The 16,857-nt window shown below is 36.7% G+C and carries 11 protein-coding genes; 4 read left to right on the top strand and 7 right to left on the bottom strand.

Annotation, left to right across the window (positions count from 1 at the left end; genetic code table 11):
- The 5 genes from cas7c to BN986_RS25670 form a co-directional block, all read right to left on the bottom strand.
- Entirely contained in the window at positions 1–852 is an 852-nt protein-coding gene (gene cas7c, locus BN986_RS04595) for a type I-C CRISPR-associated protein Cas7/Csd2 (RefSeq protein ID WP_040978472.1), read from the bottom strand.
- A complete protein-coding gene (gene cas8c, locus BN986_RS04600; RefSeq protein WP_040978473.1) occupies positions 827–2,773 on the bottom strand; it encodes a type I-C CRISPR-associated protein Cas8c/Csd1 in 1,947 nt (648 codons plus the stop codon). The genes cas7c and cas8c overlap by 26 nt, the downstream gene beginning before the upstream one ends.
- Positions 2,770–3,486 (bottom strand): type I-C CRISPR-associated protein Cas5c, encoded by a 717-nt coding sequence (cas5c, locus tag BN986_RS04605; RefSeq protein WP_040978474.1) that lies wholly within the window; start codon positions 3,484–3,486, stop codon positions 2,770–2,772. The genes cas8c and cas5c overlap by 4 nt, the downstream gene beginning before the upstream one ends.
- A gap of 543 nt (positions 3,487–4,029) precedes the next feature.
- On the bottom strand, positions 4,030–6,420 hold the full coding sequence (locus BN986_RS04610; RefSeq protein WP_040978475.1) for a CRISPR-associated helicase/endonuclease Cas3: 2,391 nt from the start codon (positions 6,418–6,420) through the stop codon (positions 4,030–4,032).
- Positions 6,421–6,715: 295 nt separating this feature from the next.
- Positions 6,716–7,099, bottom strand: coding sequence for a helix-turn-helix domain-containing protein (locus BN986_RS25670; protein ID WP_052400631.1), 384 nt, complete (start codon positions 7,097–7,099; stop codon positions 6,716–6,718).
- Between the two features lie 1,008 nt (positions 7,100–8,107).
- Here BN986_RS25670 and BN986_RS04620 point away from each other — a divergent pair.
- The 4 genes from BN986_RS04620 to BN986_RS04635 all read left to right on the top strand — a co-directional run bounded on the left by BN986_RS04620 (position 8,108) and on the right by BN986_RS04635 (position 13,628).
- Positions 8,108–9,139 (top strand): ABC transporter substrate-binding protein, encoded by a 1,032-nt coding sequence (locus tag BN986_RS04620; protein ID WP_040978477.1) that lies wholly within the window; start codon positions 8,108–8,110, stop codon positions 9,137–9,139.
- A 13-nt stretch (positions 9,140–9,152) separates the two neighbouring features.
- Entirely contained in the window at positions 9,153–10,301 is a 1,149-nt protein-coding gene (locus BN986_RS04625) for an ABC transporter ATP-binding protein (protein ID WP_040978478.1), read from the top strand.
- Complete coding sequence (locus BN986_RS04630; RefSeq protein ID WP_040978480.1) at positions 10,294–11,997, top strand: ABC transporter permease; 1,704 nt, start codon at positions 10,294–10,296, stop codon at positions 11,995–11,997. Before BN986_RS04625 ends, BN986_RS04630 begins: the two co-directional genes overlap by 8 nt.
- Before the next feature lie 326 nt (positions 11,998–12,323).
- The gene (locus BN986_RS04635; protein WP_040978481.1) at positions 12,324–13,628 is read left to right on the top strand and encodes an acetamidase/formamidase family protein; all 1,305 of its coding nucleotides are present in this window, start codon (positions 12,324–12,326) and stop codon (positions 13,626–13,628) included.
- A gap of 194 nt (positions 13,629–13,822) precedes the next feature.
- Here BN986_RS04635 and BN986_RS04640 read toward each other — a convergent pair whose 3' ends face one another.
- Together BN986_RS04640 and BN986_RS04650 are read right to left on the bottom strand one after the other, a co-directional pair.
- A complete protein-coding gene (locus BN986_RS04640; RefSeq protein WP_074435610.1) occupies positions 13,823–15,742 on the bottom strand; it encodes a TRAP transporter permease in 1,920 nt (639 codons plus the stop codon).
- Between the two features lie 127 nt (positions 15,743–15,869).
- A complete protein-coding gene (locus BN986_RS04650) occupies positions 15,870–16,844 on the bottom strand; it encodes a TAXI family TRAP transporter solute-binding subunit (protein ID WP_040978483.1) in 975 nt (324 codons plus the stop codon).
- Positions 16,845–16,857: the final 13 nt, after the last annotated feature.

The following is a 16,857-nucleotide window of genomic DNA, read 5'->3' on the forward strand; positions in this document are numbered from 1 at the left end:
TTATTGCCCTGTAATGATTTCCGGTTCAAGACCGTTCAGATTATTTAATGCAATGGTGTAGTCATCAAAAGATTTAGGGTCGTTTGCATTCGCTTCAATAGATAAGGAGCGATGTACTTTAGCAGAAGAATATTGACCTAATTTCGAACTGTGCTCCCACCAATATACCGTATTTACTTCCATACTGCCGTCTGGCCTTGCAGAAGAACTGTCATTTTCAAAAAGAGTGACCAATGCCTGTTTGACTTTTTCGGCATCATCAAAAGTGAACCCTGTTTTCTCCGCCAGTTGTGTATTAATACTTCCTTTAAAAAGGAACAAGCCATGATTAATACGGTGCTTCATTCCCATTGTATCGGAGCTGCGTTTGTCTCCGGTAACAGAATTGACACTCTTAGTGATCTGTGTACTTACGATATCGATTGGGCTGATCGTAGTGGCAGTGTGAATGGAGACTGGTCCTCGCACGCCGACAGAGAGGGTAGACCCCTTGAATGCAAAAACTTGACCAAAACTACGAACATCTATCCATTTTTCACAAGCAATTTGTGCAAATTCCTCTTCTGAAGCTGTTTTAGACTTTAACATCTTTTTCAATGCTTCATCCGAATCTGCTCTATCTTTTAAACTCTTAAAACCATCGTTATTTCGATCGTTTGATTGAACAAAAATAGATTCCCCGGCATCTTGTAATCTATTTCTGATTTTCCGTTTCAATGCGACATCAGAAATTTCCCCATGACCGTCATAGTTCTGGCGTGGTCTATTTCCATTTAATGGATCACCATTTGGGTTAGCATTTGTTACAGATACGACTACTGCAAAATCAATCTTCTTGTTCAGTACTGTCATGATTTCCATCTCCTTCTTTTTCCTTTTTTGTATATAGTGATTTTCTTTGACTGTATAAGCCTAAAAGATATTTCTCCGTTAATGGAACGTTAGTAAAGTCTTCTTCCTTAAATTTATCCGCTATTTCATCTATTAATTTTGTATAGTAAGTAGCTTTCACACCTAATTTTGCTTGATAAGGCTGTAAACTGCTTTGTAAGGTCAACCATGTTCTTGCAGGTTGCTTTGAAAATGAATTCATATAACGTATCGCATTGGTTGCTCTTTTTTCTTCTCTATCTAGTGCACTTCTTTCTAAAACATCTGCAACAGCTAATAGTCTTCCAAATAAATAACTTCTATCCGTACTTTCTTCATTTAAGGCCATATTCCATTCCTCCTTTTTCTCTGATAATGATTTACGAGCTAGAGCACAGGTAATGCTTAATGTCTTTTCCCACTCCCAATTTTCCATGGAAACAGGGTTGGAGCTGCGTTGTACTGCATTCTTTAAAATATCGCGGGGGATATGCCGGTTATCAATAATACAAGGAATAATACGTTCCATCAGACCTTTAACTATTTTCTCGTTGGCTCTTGATCCATAAGCAGCAAAGGCAATGTCCTTTGTTGCCGGTGCACCGTAGAAGGAAACACGCTCATCATTTAATTTTTTATAACGATGTTCCCAGGAGCATTTATTATGCCAATCCTCTATACGTTTTAAATAGAGTTCTTTGTTTAAATGACGATAGTAAAGAACTGCGAGTCTCCCTGTCGTTGCAGAGTCTAGCACAATGACATTGATATTATCGTCTGAAGAAAGGTCATGCCTGTACCCGTCGATAGCCTTTTTAAACTGTTGAGCAAATGAGTGTTCTGTATCCGGAACAAAAGGTTCTTCATCAACGGAATCTGTAAAGAAATGTAAAGAATCTTCAGTTGGATCTGGTGCATCTAAATGAGCTGAATTGGCAGTAGATTTAGTTTCTTCAGAAAAACTCCATACCAAGAATACACGATTATCAACCGTTTTGCCCTGTCGATGGATCAGCCATTTAAGGGCATTATGGGCTTTTTGAGAAACTTCATAACTAACAGCTGCTGCTTCCTGACTGGTTTTAAAACGTCCCCGATATGTAAAACCACTGGAGTCGTTTGATGATATTAATTTTGCCTTATCAGCGGCATGCCGGATTTTATTCGCATGCCGTTCTGTTGTCAGCGCAGCTTCTCCGGTTACAAAGCAAGTATCGAGTTCTTTTTCTTCTTCCATTTGGCTCTTATAGTAATTGGAGAAGGAGTCAAATACCTCTTTATCTTTCCAGATAGGGACCCCATCTGCAGAATAAGTTGTAAAACGAACAAATACACTGAATTGATCCGTTGCCCCGCTGGAGAATATATCCGGTTTTTCCCCGAGTTCTTCTTCATATTCTTTGTTCCATTTCCGGATAAGGATATTGTTTTTATCTGTTACTAATTTTCCATCTTCAACGAGATCTTCAATGAGTGTACCTTCTTTCAAATATTCATAGATTAAACGGATACGATCATTACCATAAGGAGAATGTGCCCAATCCTTAAGGTTACTGATATATGCTTGAAAGGAAGTATTTTCTTGATTTTTTACTTCTCCACCATATTTTCCATAGTCACCAGCAACGTAAGCTAATTTATCGTGAAGAGGGTAGGGAGCAACTTTTGAACCGGAACGGCTGGCTGAATCATCTGTTGTTGGAATAAGTGTATTGGCTTTATCTAATACCTCAGCAGATAAATAATTGCCGTCTTCGTCAATGACAACTTCAATATGAGCATTCTGCGTTGTATGCGCAATCGGGAGAAGGGTAAACTCCCGGTTTTCGTATTTTTTTTCAGTAGTACCGACAGCTTGCTCATTTACTTGATAGGTTTTATAAAGTTGTAATAGCCAACTCAATATGAATCACCTCCTAATTGTTGCAGTAATTCTTCAGCAGCTTGTGTATTATGTTCATTAAATTCTTTTGGTTTCATCCCTTTTATTTCTCGTACAATCGAACAGTCTTCCGGTCTCGGGAACCGTATAATTCCTTCTTCCATAACAGGTCGAAATAGCCGGACAGAAAGTTCATCTTTTCCTGTTTCGTCTGGATAATTAAATCCATGTACCATGGTTCCTAAGTGATATTCAGGCGTTTTATGATAGTGACTCACACCGCTTCCAAATTCACAAGGCTCTACATAACCTTGGCATTCCCTTGTTCCTAAGAAAATATCTCTTCTTCCCCCTGCATTTAGAGAGCGCTTTAAAATGCTGTAATGCTTTCCATCAACACGATCATGTGCTAGGTCTGGCCGGTGCTCGTTATATTCAAAATGAGCACGTACTTGATAATGAACATCTTTCAGGTAGGTGTAATTAGCAAGAGTGTTGCCGCCTCCATATTCAATAGGGCGTATCCCTTTTGATTCCATTTGAATTGGTTTCATCACACGAATTTCATCGATATAAAATAAGATAGTTGGTTTCCAATAAATGGATTCTGTTATACCTTTCATTGCTTGGTAGGTAGGTACGTGATATGAAAGCTTTTCCCCACCTAATTTGGTAAGCGGATCTGTAAATAGAGCATAGTCTCCAAATACTTCAAATTCGATTTGATTTTTCATTATGTTGTGATTGATATGTGGATGAGCATATCAATGGCTCCTCCTTTCTAGGTTAAATTGCTTTATATGAAAAAAGAATAGGCACTGACTAGATAGAATATAATCCGACCTAGTCAGTATCCTTTTAATACATTAACTTTCTTTTTTTATAAGTATCTTTAGTTGTTCTACGTGAATTTCAAATTTTTTTCTTTTTGTGCTGGTCTTTCCAGTTTTTTTCTTACGTAGATTCATTAGATATAACACCTCCAATATAAATGAAATTCTATAAAAAACTTCTTGTATTTATGATAGCGTTTTCTTTAGTGGGAATCAAGTATTTCTGTTCAAATTATAGTTTTATTGAAATTTGATATAAATAATATTATTATTGAAATAGAAATTTGCTTTAATAAATATAAAGCATGTAATATATAAAGAGAATAGATTATTATTTGCTTTTTTTTATTCGTACTATTTTAAGGTACGTGGATTGAAAAAATAATACTATGATTTGTAATATTACTTGGCTGGCTCCTTATAAAAGAAGCTAGCCATCAGTATTTAAAAAAACAAATCAACCAATTGGCTGTTCCCTTGTAAATCCAATCCATACTCCTCATCATAAAATCCATCCTTCAATTCATAAATCATTCCATCAAAGTGAGAAACAAGCGCCTGTTCCTTCACTAATTCCTGAAATACTTGCGGGTATACCTGGATAGAATAGTGCTGTGCTGATTTTAGCAAGACAGATAATTCATCTATTTGCTGGTTACTGTTTAATTCGGCGATAATATTCTTTCCTTTGTCATAAGGGACAATCAAAGATGTTGTGTTATCGTCAATGACTTGAAAATACTTCGCTGTTGTATCTAAACCACTCTTCAGGAGTAAAGGGTAAGAAGCAGATGTTTTCGATTTATAAGACTTCACTTCATCTGGTCTCTGCTCTAGCAAAATCTTGAAAAGGTGTCTTTCAATTTTCGAAACAAAAAAGTTTAAATCAGCTTCATTCTTCTGATAAAAGTTTATAAAGTATTCTTTCATTGCTTTTTGAGATAATAAACTGTGATTATATTTCTCCGGTTTTTTTCTATACATAGCAAGCAGGGGAGTGGATGCCTCTTTTCCTACTTTGATTTCTTTTAAGCGAGATAATTTTTCCTGTGCATGCTGAATGACATACACGGGTTTCGTTTCGTATTTGCCATGACGATTACATCTTCCGGCTGCTTGAGCAATCGAATCCAATCCTGCCATAGAACGGATAACGCAATCGAAACTCACATCCACTCCGGCTTCAATCAGTTGTGTGGTAACACAAACAAAGGGCTCCTGTTCATTTAATCTCGCCCGAATTGTTTCTAAACTTTCTTTTCTGTGTGCTGCACACATGGACGTACTTAGATGGTAAACAGGAATATTGGTTTCTTTAAGTAACTCATATAATGCTTTTACAACTGATTTCGTATTTAAAATAACTAAAATAGAACCCAGCTGATCCATATCTTCTGAAATCCAATCTGCTATATCCTGATTGGTCATCGGCTTTTCTGATTTATCTATAACATCGACGCGCTTAAAGGCTTCAGTTACCTCATCAAGATTTTGAATAATTTCCTCTTTCTTACTTATAGAATGATGAACTTTCTCTAGTGCGGGTTGTGTCGCAGTACAAAGAACCACACTGGAATGCGCTTCTTTTTTCAAAAAATTTACAGCTTCATTAAATAAAGAAATACATTTCGTAGGCACTTTTTGAACTTCATCAAAAATAATCACAGCATTTGTCAGGTTGTGCAATCGCCTTGTATTTCGATTTCCTTTCGCATAAAAAACATTTAGAAATTGTACCAGAGTAGTGAAGATAACAGGTCTGTCCCAATTGTCTTTTGCCAGCTGCAATTTCTGTTTTTTATCAATGTACCCATCGTCTAAAGCATCGTATTCATTTTCAGTTTCCTCGATGACATTAGAGTGATGCTCTAAAATATGTTCATCATCATCCAGAATATTTCTGATTTCATTGGCATTCTGCTCGATAATCGTAGTATATGGAACGATATAAATAATTCTTTGTTTTTGGTATTCCAGGCTGTGCTTCAAAGCGTAACGAAAGCTTGCCAATGTTTTTCCGCCACCGGTGGGGATTGACAACGTATAAATATCAGAAGGTTTGGAAGCAAAATCTTCACATTCCTGAGACATTTTTTCACGTAATCTATTAATTGGTGTTTGTTTTCCGCTCTTCTTTAAGTTATTCAGATAGTTCATTAAGGAACCGTAGTAATCATGAAAAAGCTTGGAATGTTTTACTCTTTTCATATCCGCTTTTCCATTTTCAAAATCTCTTGTATTTGTTCGGTCAGCGTCAATCAGACAGCTGAATATGTATTTTGTTATAAACACAAATGTTTTATAGTTGGGGACTATCGAATTTATCTCTTCGACTGCTTTCTGAACATAGGCATGAAATGCAGATGATGAGATAACATCTTCAAAAAAGGTTTCTTTAATCATTTCGTAATTAGGGATTTCTTTTTCCTTTACTCTTGAAAGGAAAGGTGACTTTATCTCTGTTGAAAGGTAATCTTTGAGGTTGCTGTGATGAGAGATAATAGCATTGCTTACTATTTCAGCTAATATTTTTTCATGAGGTGTATTTTTCTCTTGATGCAGGATTTCAAAAATGAGCTTTCCGCCAGCTGTGGAATGATCTATTTCCCCACGTTTATAGGTCGTAGTATCTGGATGAAATATAGCTTCGTATATGTATTGTTGGAAATCAGGGCTGTACTTTCCAATATCATGTAAGAGACCGCATAATCCGGCAACATGTTTTAAACCCAATTTTTCACCCAAACGTTCAGCTATTTGTTGTGATTCCAATAAATGTGTTTTTAAGATTTGTATTTCTTTATCTGATGCTCTTATATGAGCAATATAAACCAATCAAATCCCTCCTTTTTATATAGATTATAGTTTAATTTTACCATAATATTTAATGACGTACACTATTTTTTGAAAATTGTTTTATTAGAAAAATTAGATTTGATAGTTGTTAGTTAGCGTAAATTTAAAGTAAAAACAATTTTACGAAGAAATCTACTAAAAAGTATTTAAAATGAAGCATACATAGGGGTGCGAATAGATATTGATCTCATCCGCACCCCAAAAAATATAAACCATGTAATCGCTAGTTATAAGTCATATGTACTTTTAAAGAATATAAATAGATGCGTATCATTTATAGCGATTTTACAAAATCAATTAACTTTCTCCGTGCTTCTGGATTTAAATCTCTAATAGCTTTCATAAGTTGAATGAGATCCTCAGGTATTAAAGGATCATCAGACTGATACTCTGCTCCTTTCTCTAATGCAACTTCTGCCAGCAGATCTTTCAAGATGTCGTTATCATTCGAATGATATTCCTCACCACGAATCAAATAATCCAATGAAACGCCAAATATATCTGCCAGTTTAATGATCGTTTCCAATGAAGGTCTTCTCTTTTCTCTCTCGTAAGAACCATATACATTTTGGGAAAAACCAAGTTTATAACTAATTTCAACCCGGGAATAACCATGTTTTTCTCTTAAGTTTTCCAAGCGTAGTCCAAATCCTTTCATACTAGCACCTCTATCTCATTTTGCTGAAAACGTAACACAAAGTGATGGTGTATTTAGTTGAATAACACAAAAAGTGTTGACATTTGAATATTCAGTCATTATTATTAGTTAATAACACACGAATTGTGTGTTTGTAGAGTGAAGTAGGCGCTGTAATATTATTTTTGTAAATTGTTTAAAAGAGGAGGGAGGGAACTAAAAACACTTCCTTAAAAGCGAATAGACACTAGGGGAGAAACGTACAAAAATCATATTTACTCTCGCGCACTTTGTGTGGTTTTCTAGAGAAATAAATACTGCAATTTTATGATTCTATAGCTTGAAGAAATGTATTTCATCTATTACAAAGAAAAATTTAACATAGGGAGGGTCGTTATCATTGAAAATTTATAAATAATAGGAAGGGAAAAACAGTGTCTTTTAAACTGAGACAAAGTCGGTAGGTAATAATTCGGTCTGATGCAGTATGCCTGCAAAAACCGTAACAGTTAAGGAGAAGAGAGAAGGTGAAATGATATGGTCTGCATGAGATATTTATCTATCACTTAGAATAATAGCCGTTAATTCTCAATAAAATGTAATCGCTTTCTAAAGGGGAGTTAACTGTTTTAAGTAAAGTAACACTCCATGTTTTATTTTAGAAAGATGATTTCATGGTTGGTTAGGAAATACATTTAAAAAAGTATTAACTTGAAAACTGGAAGGTGCATTATCATTTATCCAACTTAAAAATTAAGAATATTCCAATCATTAGAACGCGATTTAGACATATTTCAAGAGATGAATTGCCAGCAATTTGCGGATGGTATTTTGAAGCCATTCATGTTGTATTACATATTGTTTTACTAGTAATACAGACTAAAAGAGAGGGGAATCAAATATTGCTACGTACTTGGCATGTCTCATGAGATATCTAAGTCGGTGAGCAATACTTCAATAAACTCTAGTTAGATAATTAGAATGAATAGGACAAATGTGAGCTCTAAACTTACAAGGAGGAGGATATTCATGAAAAAAATAAAGTTTCATGGTTTGCTGATTCTGTTTATTATCTTGTCATTAGTTATGGCTGGATGCAGCTCGGATGATGAAAGTGAGGCTGGGGAAAACGGAACCATTACCTATTTTTCACCAGAAACGCTGGGAATGCTTGAAGATTTAGCAGTAGCTTATGAAGAGGAATATGAAGGTGCAAATATAAATGTGGAGTATGGCGGAGCGAATGATATTATCAATCAGCTCATCGCGGAAAGCGGAAATCCATCAGGGGATTTATGGTATGGAGCTGGAGGATTTATCCCTTTTGAAACAGCAAAAGATAGAGATCTTTTAGAGCCTTATACACCTGAAAGAGCTGAAGATTGGGAAGTTGATGAAGGCGGCATCAAAATGAGAGACGAAGATTGGCACTGGGTTGCTATGAATTTCCGTGTCTTGGGATTTGCCTACAATACAGACTTGGTATCAGAAGAAGAAGCACCAAAAACCTGGGACGACTTGCTTGATCCACGCTGGGAAGGAAAGATGCAAATGGCTAATCCTTCCGCTTCTGGAACGTCAACTTTAATTGTCCTCAGTCAATTATTACGTTTAGGTGAAGAAGAAGGTTGGGAGTATTTAGATCAATTAGTAGGGCAAATGAGCACGATGCCTGATGCTGGGGTAGCACCTGCTACAGCAGTTTCCAGTGGAGAGGCGGAAATTGCTATTGTATTCGATTATCATGCATACACTCAACAGGGAGAGGGAGAAAGTATTGATTTTATCGTCCCTGATGAAACTCCTGTTTTGGCCAATCCTGCGGCGGTAATTAAAGATGCGCCAAACGAGGTAGGAGGCGGAGAATTCATGAATTTCCTTCTTTCTGATAAAGCGCAGCAAATATTTGCAGATAATTATATGCTTACCATTAGTGACAATGTTGAGACTAGTACACCATTGACATTAGAAAATGTGATGCCTCACGCACAAGACATGGATATTGACTGGATTCTTGATAACTATGACGAAGCTCGAAGCGAATGGCAGAATAGATACTGATGGGAGGATTATAATGAGTTTTGTAACAATAGAAAATCTATATAAAAAATATAATCAAGTTACCGCGTTAGAGGATGTTAACCTGCAAATAAAAGAGGGTGAATTTTTTGCCCTTCTTGGGCCTTCTGGATGTGGGAAAACGACCACGATGCGATGTGTAGCAGGGTTTGAGGATATAACATCAGGGAACATTTTTATTGATAATCAAGATGTCAGTAAAGTACCAGTAAACAAGCGGAATTGCGGTATGGTTTTTCAAAGTTATGCTCTTTTTCCTCATATGACCGTTTTTGAAAATGTTTCTTATAGTCTGCAAGTGGAACGATTTAATCAAGGTGGGTTTGGGCGGAAAATGTCAGTGATGGCACGCGTGTTAAACCGAAGATTAGGTAAAGTTCCTGATTCCGTTACTAAAAAAGTGATGGGTATGCTGAAGTTTGTAGAGCTTGAAGATTTTGCAGATCGTTTAACCGGACAGCTTTCAGGGGGACAACAACAGCGGGTTGCTTTGGCAAGGTCTCTTGTTATGGAGCCATCTGTCTTATTGATGGATGAGCCTTTATCTAATCTTGATAAGAAGCTGAGAAATACAATGAGGGATACGATTCGTGAAATCCAACAAAAAGTTGGTATAACAACGATATTTGTAACACATGATCAAGAAGAGGCGATGAGTATGGCAGATCGGGTAGCAGTGATGTCTGATGGAAAGGTCGTCCAAATTGATAGTCCTACTAATCTGTATACGTATCCAAAATCAGAAATGGTTGCAAACTTTGTAGGGTCTTCCAATATTTTCGATGCAGAGTTACAAGAGGAAGAAGAACAACAAATCGATGGAAAATCATTAGTTACGTTAAAAATAAGTGAAAGTGAATATTTGAATACGGTTCATCCGGTAAAGCAGAAAAATACGAAAATAATGGTTCGGCCGGAAAGTATTGAATTAAAAAATCAGGAAGAAGGGTCTAAAGAAAAGAATGTGTTGACAGGAAAAGTTTTGTGGTCCACTTACTTGGGCTCTATGGTTACTTACGATGTACAAGTTGGATCATTAACCCTGAAAGTAGAGACTATTTTTAAAGATCATACGACATTGCTGGAAGAAGGATCTAATATTGAATTAATGATAGATCCGGAGAGGGTGATTCCTATTGGGTAAATGGAAGCTGGATGGGTTCACCGTTATTAAATGGCTTATTTTCTTATTTTTCCTTATTTTCTTAGTGGTTCCGCTTATAACGATATTTATTGTTAGTTTTATTGGAGAACCCATCAATCTGTTGGGAAGTCTAACGAATATCGAAGTTTTCAAAAATACAATGAGTCAATTATCACAAATTTCGTTAGAACCATATCTGGAATTTTTTCAAACACCAAGGTATTTTTCTTCTTTAGTGAACAGCTTAGGACTTTCTTTGTTTGTTACACTTCTAACGACGCTTATGTGTATACCGATGGCTTATGCTTTTGCTAAAACGAACATGAAATTTAAAAAGCTATTTGGTATTTTAGTTACTATTCCTTTAATCATGCCTACATTTGTTTTTGCTAATGGCTTTATTACGATGTTTGGAAGAACAGGTTGGGTAACGAATATTTGGGATAGTATGACTGGTAATCCACTGCTTTTTGATGTTCACTCTATGTTAGGAATAATCATTGTACAAATTTTCTCTTTTTTTCCATATGCATTTTGGCCAATGGTGGCTTCATTTAAAGTCAGCGATATGACGTTGGAAGAAGCTGCACACAACATGGGTGCCAGAACATGGTATACATTTTCGAGTGTCACCTTTCCTCTTGCGATAGCTGGTATTGCATCTAGTATGCTGCTTGTTTTTACAGTGAGTTTTTCAGACTTTGGAACACCAATTGTTCTTGCACCAAATAATCTGAACTTAATCGTAGTAGAAGCGTATCGCGAGATGTCCGGATTTTCAAATTGGTCCGGTTCTTCTGTGTTAACCGTGGTTATGATCATCGTAGCAGGGCTATTCTTTTGGTTACAGCGTTGGGTTACTAAAAAGAAAGAGTATGGTACGATTTCTGGAAAACCTAAAAATCAGAAATTAAATGAAAATAAAGTATTGAATTCTATATTGTCTGGGTACACTTTTCTTGTGCTATTATTTCCTATCTTGATATTGGCTTCTATCTTTTTAGCTTCTATCGCAACCAACTGGGGACATAATATATTGCCAAATGGATATACCATGAATAATTATTTCTCTGTTTTTAACGCATCCAAAGATAGTATCTTTAACAGTTTATTCCTAGCAGGTGGTGCACTTCTTTTAAGCGTGATTATTGCTACTTTTATTTCTTATTATGTCGTTCGTCGTGGTTCTGCCGGGTTAGACTTGATGTCAACGATTCCTTTGGTAATTCCGGGGATTGGTTTGGGGATTGCTTTGATTCAGACATTTAATACTGCTCCGTTACAATTAACAGGAACGGCAATCATATTAATTATTGCTTATACCATTCGTAGGTTGCCATATATGATACGTTCCACCATGGGAACCATGATGTCTATTCGGAGGGATATAGAAGAAGCTGCTGAAAATTTAGGTGCTTCCAAATTATTCACGTTAGTGACCATCATTGGTCCATTATTGATGCCTGGAATCGCAGCAGGAGCCATTCTAGTGTTTGTTACCGTCATTAAAGAAACAAGTATTACCATTTTGCTTGCAAATTCCCAATGGGCGCCAATGAGTCTGGTTGTATTTCAGCATATCATGAAAGGGGAGCATTACCATGCTTCTGCCATGTCTATTCTGATCATTATTCTTGTTATTGTACTACAATATATAGCTAATAAGTTAGCGTCTAAAGATTCCTCAGGAGCTTAAAACAGAAGCACTGAGTTGGAATATATAATAGAATATCTTTGTTGAAAATGGTAAGCTTTCCAAAATAGTTGATATTACAAATGATTGTGATTCTAAATAATTGTGTTTGTAGACTAGTATGCTGTTATGGAATTAACATTCTTAGATATTTCTTAAATGGGGCAAGTGTTTATTTTAGCACTTGCCTTTATACGTTGTCTGCTGCACTAATTTTAGTAAATTTTAATGAAAGAGAAATAGGCCTCTTAATAGAATTCCAAATGGATTGTTTTCTTTTGTACAAGGTTATGAAAGGGGTTACAATAAAGACAAGGAGGAGATCAAAAATGAAAAGTGAACAAGCAAAGCAAACTGTATATGTGAACACGTTTACGGATGGAGTTTTAGATCCAGAAAAACCTATGCTTGGACCGGTGAAGGATGGAGGGTATATTGTTGCTAATACAGCACCAGGATGTTGGGGACCAATGATTACGCCATCCCTTCGAGGGGGACATGAAGTGACACAACCGGTTTATGTAGAAGGAGCAGAGGTTGGGGATGCGGTTGCTATTCATATTTCTTCCATTCAAGTAACTTCGATGGTAACGTCATCCGGTAATGACCGTACTGTAGAAGGTCATTTTAATTCAGATCCATTTGTTGATGGGAAATGCCCTGAATGTGGCATCGTGAATCCGGATACAACGATAGCAGATGTCGGGGCGGAAGCAGTTCGCTGTTCAAATTGTGGAGCGGTAGTGACTCCTTTCGCGTTTACCAATGGATATACCATTGCTTTTGATGATAATAAAACAATTGGAGTTACCTTACCAAAAGAAGCAGCAGAAGAGGTTGGTAAAGAGGGTCGTGAAAATATGTGTACCCCTGAGCATTCTGTGCAAAATCCAATCGTATCTGTTGCTCCCCATGATATTGTTGGCATGGTTGCTAGAGTCCGTCCTTTTTTAGGACAACTTGGAACCACGCCGGGGAGAGCAATGCCGGATTCGCATAATGCTGGAGACTTCGGTCAGTTTTTATTAGACGCTCCCCATGATTATGGAATAACGAAAGAGCAGCTGGAAGAACGTACAGATGGGCACATGGATATTAATCGAGTCCGGGAAGGAGCAGTTTTAATTTGCCCTGTAAAAGCAGAAGGCGGCGGTATTTATCTTGGAGATATGCATGCGATGCAAGGTAATGGAGAAATTGCCGGGCATACAACGGATGTTTCCGGAATTGCTACGTTAAAAGTAGATGTGCTAAAAGGGGTCAAAATAGATGGTCCAGTTTTGCTCCCAGTTGAAGAGGATCTTCCATTTAATGCAAAGCCATTATCTGAGCTTGAAAAATCGGAAGCTTTAAAAGTTGCTAAAGCACATGGTTTTGAGAAAATTGAAGAGACTGTACCTGTTTCGTTTATCGGAACTGGTGCAAATTTAAATGAAGCAACGGATAATGGTTTACAACGTGCAGCCGACTTGCTTGGCATGAGTGTCCCAGAAGTTATGAACCGTGCAACTGTGACTGGATCGGTTGATATTGGGCGTAATCCAGGAGTTGTGACAGTTACATTTTTAGCACCTCGGTCGACACTAGAAGATGCGGGATTGGGTGGAATTGTTAGGAAGCATTATCGGTTATAGATTGGTTTCTGTCTATTTTTATATTTGGTTGCATCTTTTGTTCTCTATGAATCGTAAAATATGAGTTCAAAAAACATTCCATTTATAAAATTTTAAGGGGGTTGAAAGAGAGAGAAATATAAAAAGAGCTTTCATCAAATATGTACCCATAACATGTATTTGATGAAAGCTCCATTTGAGTTAGATCTAAATTTTTATCGCGCTTTACTCTGATTTAAACTTTCATCATCTTCTTTATTTCTGGTACGGTTGCGTAATATTATAAAACCTATAAGAAATACAATAAAGAAGAGAATAGCGCCATAAATATCTGTGGATTGTGAAGGGTAAATTAATAAAACAAATGATATTAGTAACAACAAGGATTGCCATAAGTAAATTTTATTTCCAAAGAATGTAACGCCTTGGAAAGCCATTGCAACTGCTATAATTCCTAGAATAGCCGTGGATAAGCCTAGTATAATCTGATCCACAGGCCCATCGAGTAACAGTGCTGGGCTGATGATGAAGAAAAAAGGAACTGTAAAAGCACCGATTCCAATACGAACTGCTTGAAATCCAGTCTCCATAGTGCCCGCTTTTGCTATACTAGCTGCCGTATAAAAAGCGGCTCCTATCGGAGGAGTGATTGCTGAAACAACAGCAAAATAGAAAACAAATAAATGTGCAGATAAAGGTGGTATGTCTAAGGTTGTAAGTGCTGGTACTGCGACGGCCATGCTAATGATATAGGCTGCTGTAGTAGGCAGTCCCATGCCAAGAATGATTGCCATAACAGCTGTTAAAATAGCTACAAGAAAAAGATTATCTCCTGCTAGATTAACGACAGCCGAGCTAAATTGGTTCCCAAAACCCGTCATAGATACAGTGCCGATAACTATACCGGCAGTAGCGCATAATACTCCAATTCCAATGGCGTCATTCGTACCTTTAATCGTAGACTCTGAAATCCGTTTAATTCCCATTCGATGATCTTTAGTAAACCAAGAAATGATAATACATGCTAATATAGCATAGACTCCTGATCTAGCTACAGAAAAATTAGCTATCAATAAGGAGTAAATTAACACAACTATTGGTAATCCTAAATAAAAATGTTTAAGTACTTTTGTTAACTTAGGAATTTCCGTTAAACCTTTTAAATCATTTTTTACAGCCTCTAAATCAACGATCAAAAATATGGCTATGAAATATAATAAGGCTGGCACAATAGCTGCAACTACTACTGTTTGATAATCAATAGATAAAAATTCAGCCATTATAAAGGCCCCAGCTCCCATGATAGGAGGTAGAATCTGACCTCCTGTGGAAGCTGCTGCCTCTACTCCGCCGGCAAATGCAGGTTTATATCCTGTTCTTTTCATTAAAGGTATTGTTATTGCACCGGTTGTTGCCACATTAGCAACCGAATTTCCATTGATACTACCTAAAACTGCGCTTGCTACAACTGCAACCTTTGCTGGTCCACCACGAAATTTTCCTGCAATTGCAAACGATAAATCAACTAAAAATTGACCTACACCTGTCTTTTGAAGAAAAGTCCCAAACAACATAAAAATAAATATAATGCTTATAAACGTTTTGAAAACGATACCAAAAATACCTGCTGGACTATATAAAAAACTTATTATTCTGCCGTAAGAAAATCCAGAATGCCCGAAATATCCAGACGGAAGGTAATGGCCAAACAATGAATAAAGTAGAAAAAATGCTGCAATGGATGGAAGTGGCCAACCGAATTTTCGTCTTGTTAGGTCAAGAAGAGCTATAATAAGTAAAGTCCCAAAAATAATATCTGCATTATTCCAAACAGATCCATAAAACCACTCTAATCGAGGAATCTCAAAAAATAAATATATGCAAGATGAAATTCCACTTAAGTATATCAAGAAACTTACTAGTGAATAGACGAGTTTCTTTTCGTTTAACTCTTTTCGGATATAACCTTCATAACCTAGAGTCAAAATAATCATAACTGCAAATGTTTCAAAATGCCAAGCTTCTGGAGGGATTATTCCAAACATGTATGATATTAACCCTATTACGAAAATAATAGGTATAACTTGTAAGCATTTATCTAGTACTCTTTCAGTTCTGGATGAATATGCTTTCAACTTTTTCACTCCTTTGACTAGCTATTTTCTACAAGCATTATTAAGCACGCTTATAGTGGAGGAGAAATGTTTATATCTCCTATCACTATTTGCGTGGCCTACCATGCCTTGGCAGTCTATCAACTAATCACTTAAGTTCTTCTGGAATTGCTACTCCTTCTTCTTCGTAATATCGCAAAGCTCCAGGGTGTATAGTACCGATTAATTTTGCGGTATCTTCTATAGTAACTTGCTCTGCTGCGGGTGTTAATTCTGCAATTTTATCCCAGTTTTCCCAAGTCGTCTTTGTTATTTCATATACAGTGTCCTCATCTATATCACTATTAACGATCACAGTTGGGTATGTTACAGGTGTCGTTACGTCTTCTTCTACAAAATCATAATGTTCAGATGTTACATTACCGATATCTGTATATGGTTCTACTTCTGCGATTTTGCTGATATCTTCTTCTGTAAATGAGATGAATTTTAAGTCAATTTGAGATTCGAGATCAAGAATTCCAGAATAAGGTGCACCTACATAATGCCAGAATGCATCTACCCGACCATCTTGTAACATATTTCTTATTTCATCAGGCTGAGCGTATACAAATTCAGCTTCTACTCCTAAAGCTTTTAATTGATCTTCTGTTGTTACCGTGCTTGCTGAACCTCTTCCAGGTACACCTAACCTTTTACCTTCTAAATCGTGAACGGTTTCTAGATTGCTATCTTTAGTGGTCACGACGTGGGCTCTCGAAACAGTCATAGGAAATAAAATCCTGAATTTTGAAAAATCCACATCTGTAAAAGGCTCTCTTTCTCCTTGTAATGCCATATATTCATTAGGAGCGAAACCGGCGCCTAAATCTATTTGATCTTCTTCGATCATTTCATAATGAACGCTTGAACCAGGAGTTGCTTGAATAACAAAGTCAAGTGCTTCATTTTCACTTTCAAGTGTTTCTGACCAAGAAGATAGAAAGCCGTATGCAAAGGTCGTGTTAGCTGCTCCGCCTACTCGTATTTGATCACTACTATCTGCATTTTCTTCTCCACCACAACCAGCTATTAATAGAACACTTGATAGAATTAATGTGAATAAAACCAACTGAATTCTCATGATTCCAATCCTC

Source organism: Oceanobacillus jeddahensis (genome assembly GCF_000750635.1).
Taxonomy (GTDB): domain Bacteria; phylum Bacillota; class Bacilli; order Bacillales; family Amphibacillaceae; genus Oceanobacillus; species Oceanobacillus jeddahense.

Coding starts and splice junctions, on each gene's coding strand:
- BN986_RS04620 (WP_040978477.1), top strand. CDS start 8,108: ATGAAAAAAATAAAGTTTCATGGTTTGCTGATTCTGTTTATTATCTTG.
- BN986_RS04625 (WP_040978478.1), top strand. CDS start 9,153: ATGAGTTTTGTAACAATAGAAAATCTATATAAAAAATATAATCAAGTT.
- BN986_RS04635 (WP_040978481.1), top strand. CDS start 12,324: ATGAAAAGTGAACAAGCAAAGCAAACTGTATATGTGAACACGTTTACG.
- BN986_RS25670 (WP_052400631.1), bottom strand. CDS start 7,099: ATGAAAGGATTTGGACTACGCTTGGAAAACTTAAGAGAAAAACATGGT.
- cas5c (WP_040978474.1), bottom strand. CDS start 3,486: ATGAAAAATCAAATCGAATTTGAAGTATTTGGAGACTATGCTCTATTT.
- cas7c (WP_040978472.1), bottom strand. CDS start 852: ATGACAGTACTGAACAAGAAGATTGATTTTGCAGTAGTCGTATCTGTA.
- BN986_RS04650 (WP_040978483.1), bottom strand. CDS start 16,844: ATGAGAATTCAGTTGGTTTTATTCACATTAATTCTATCAAGTGTTCTA.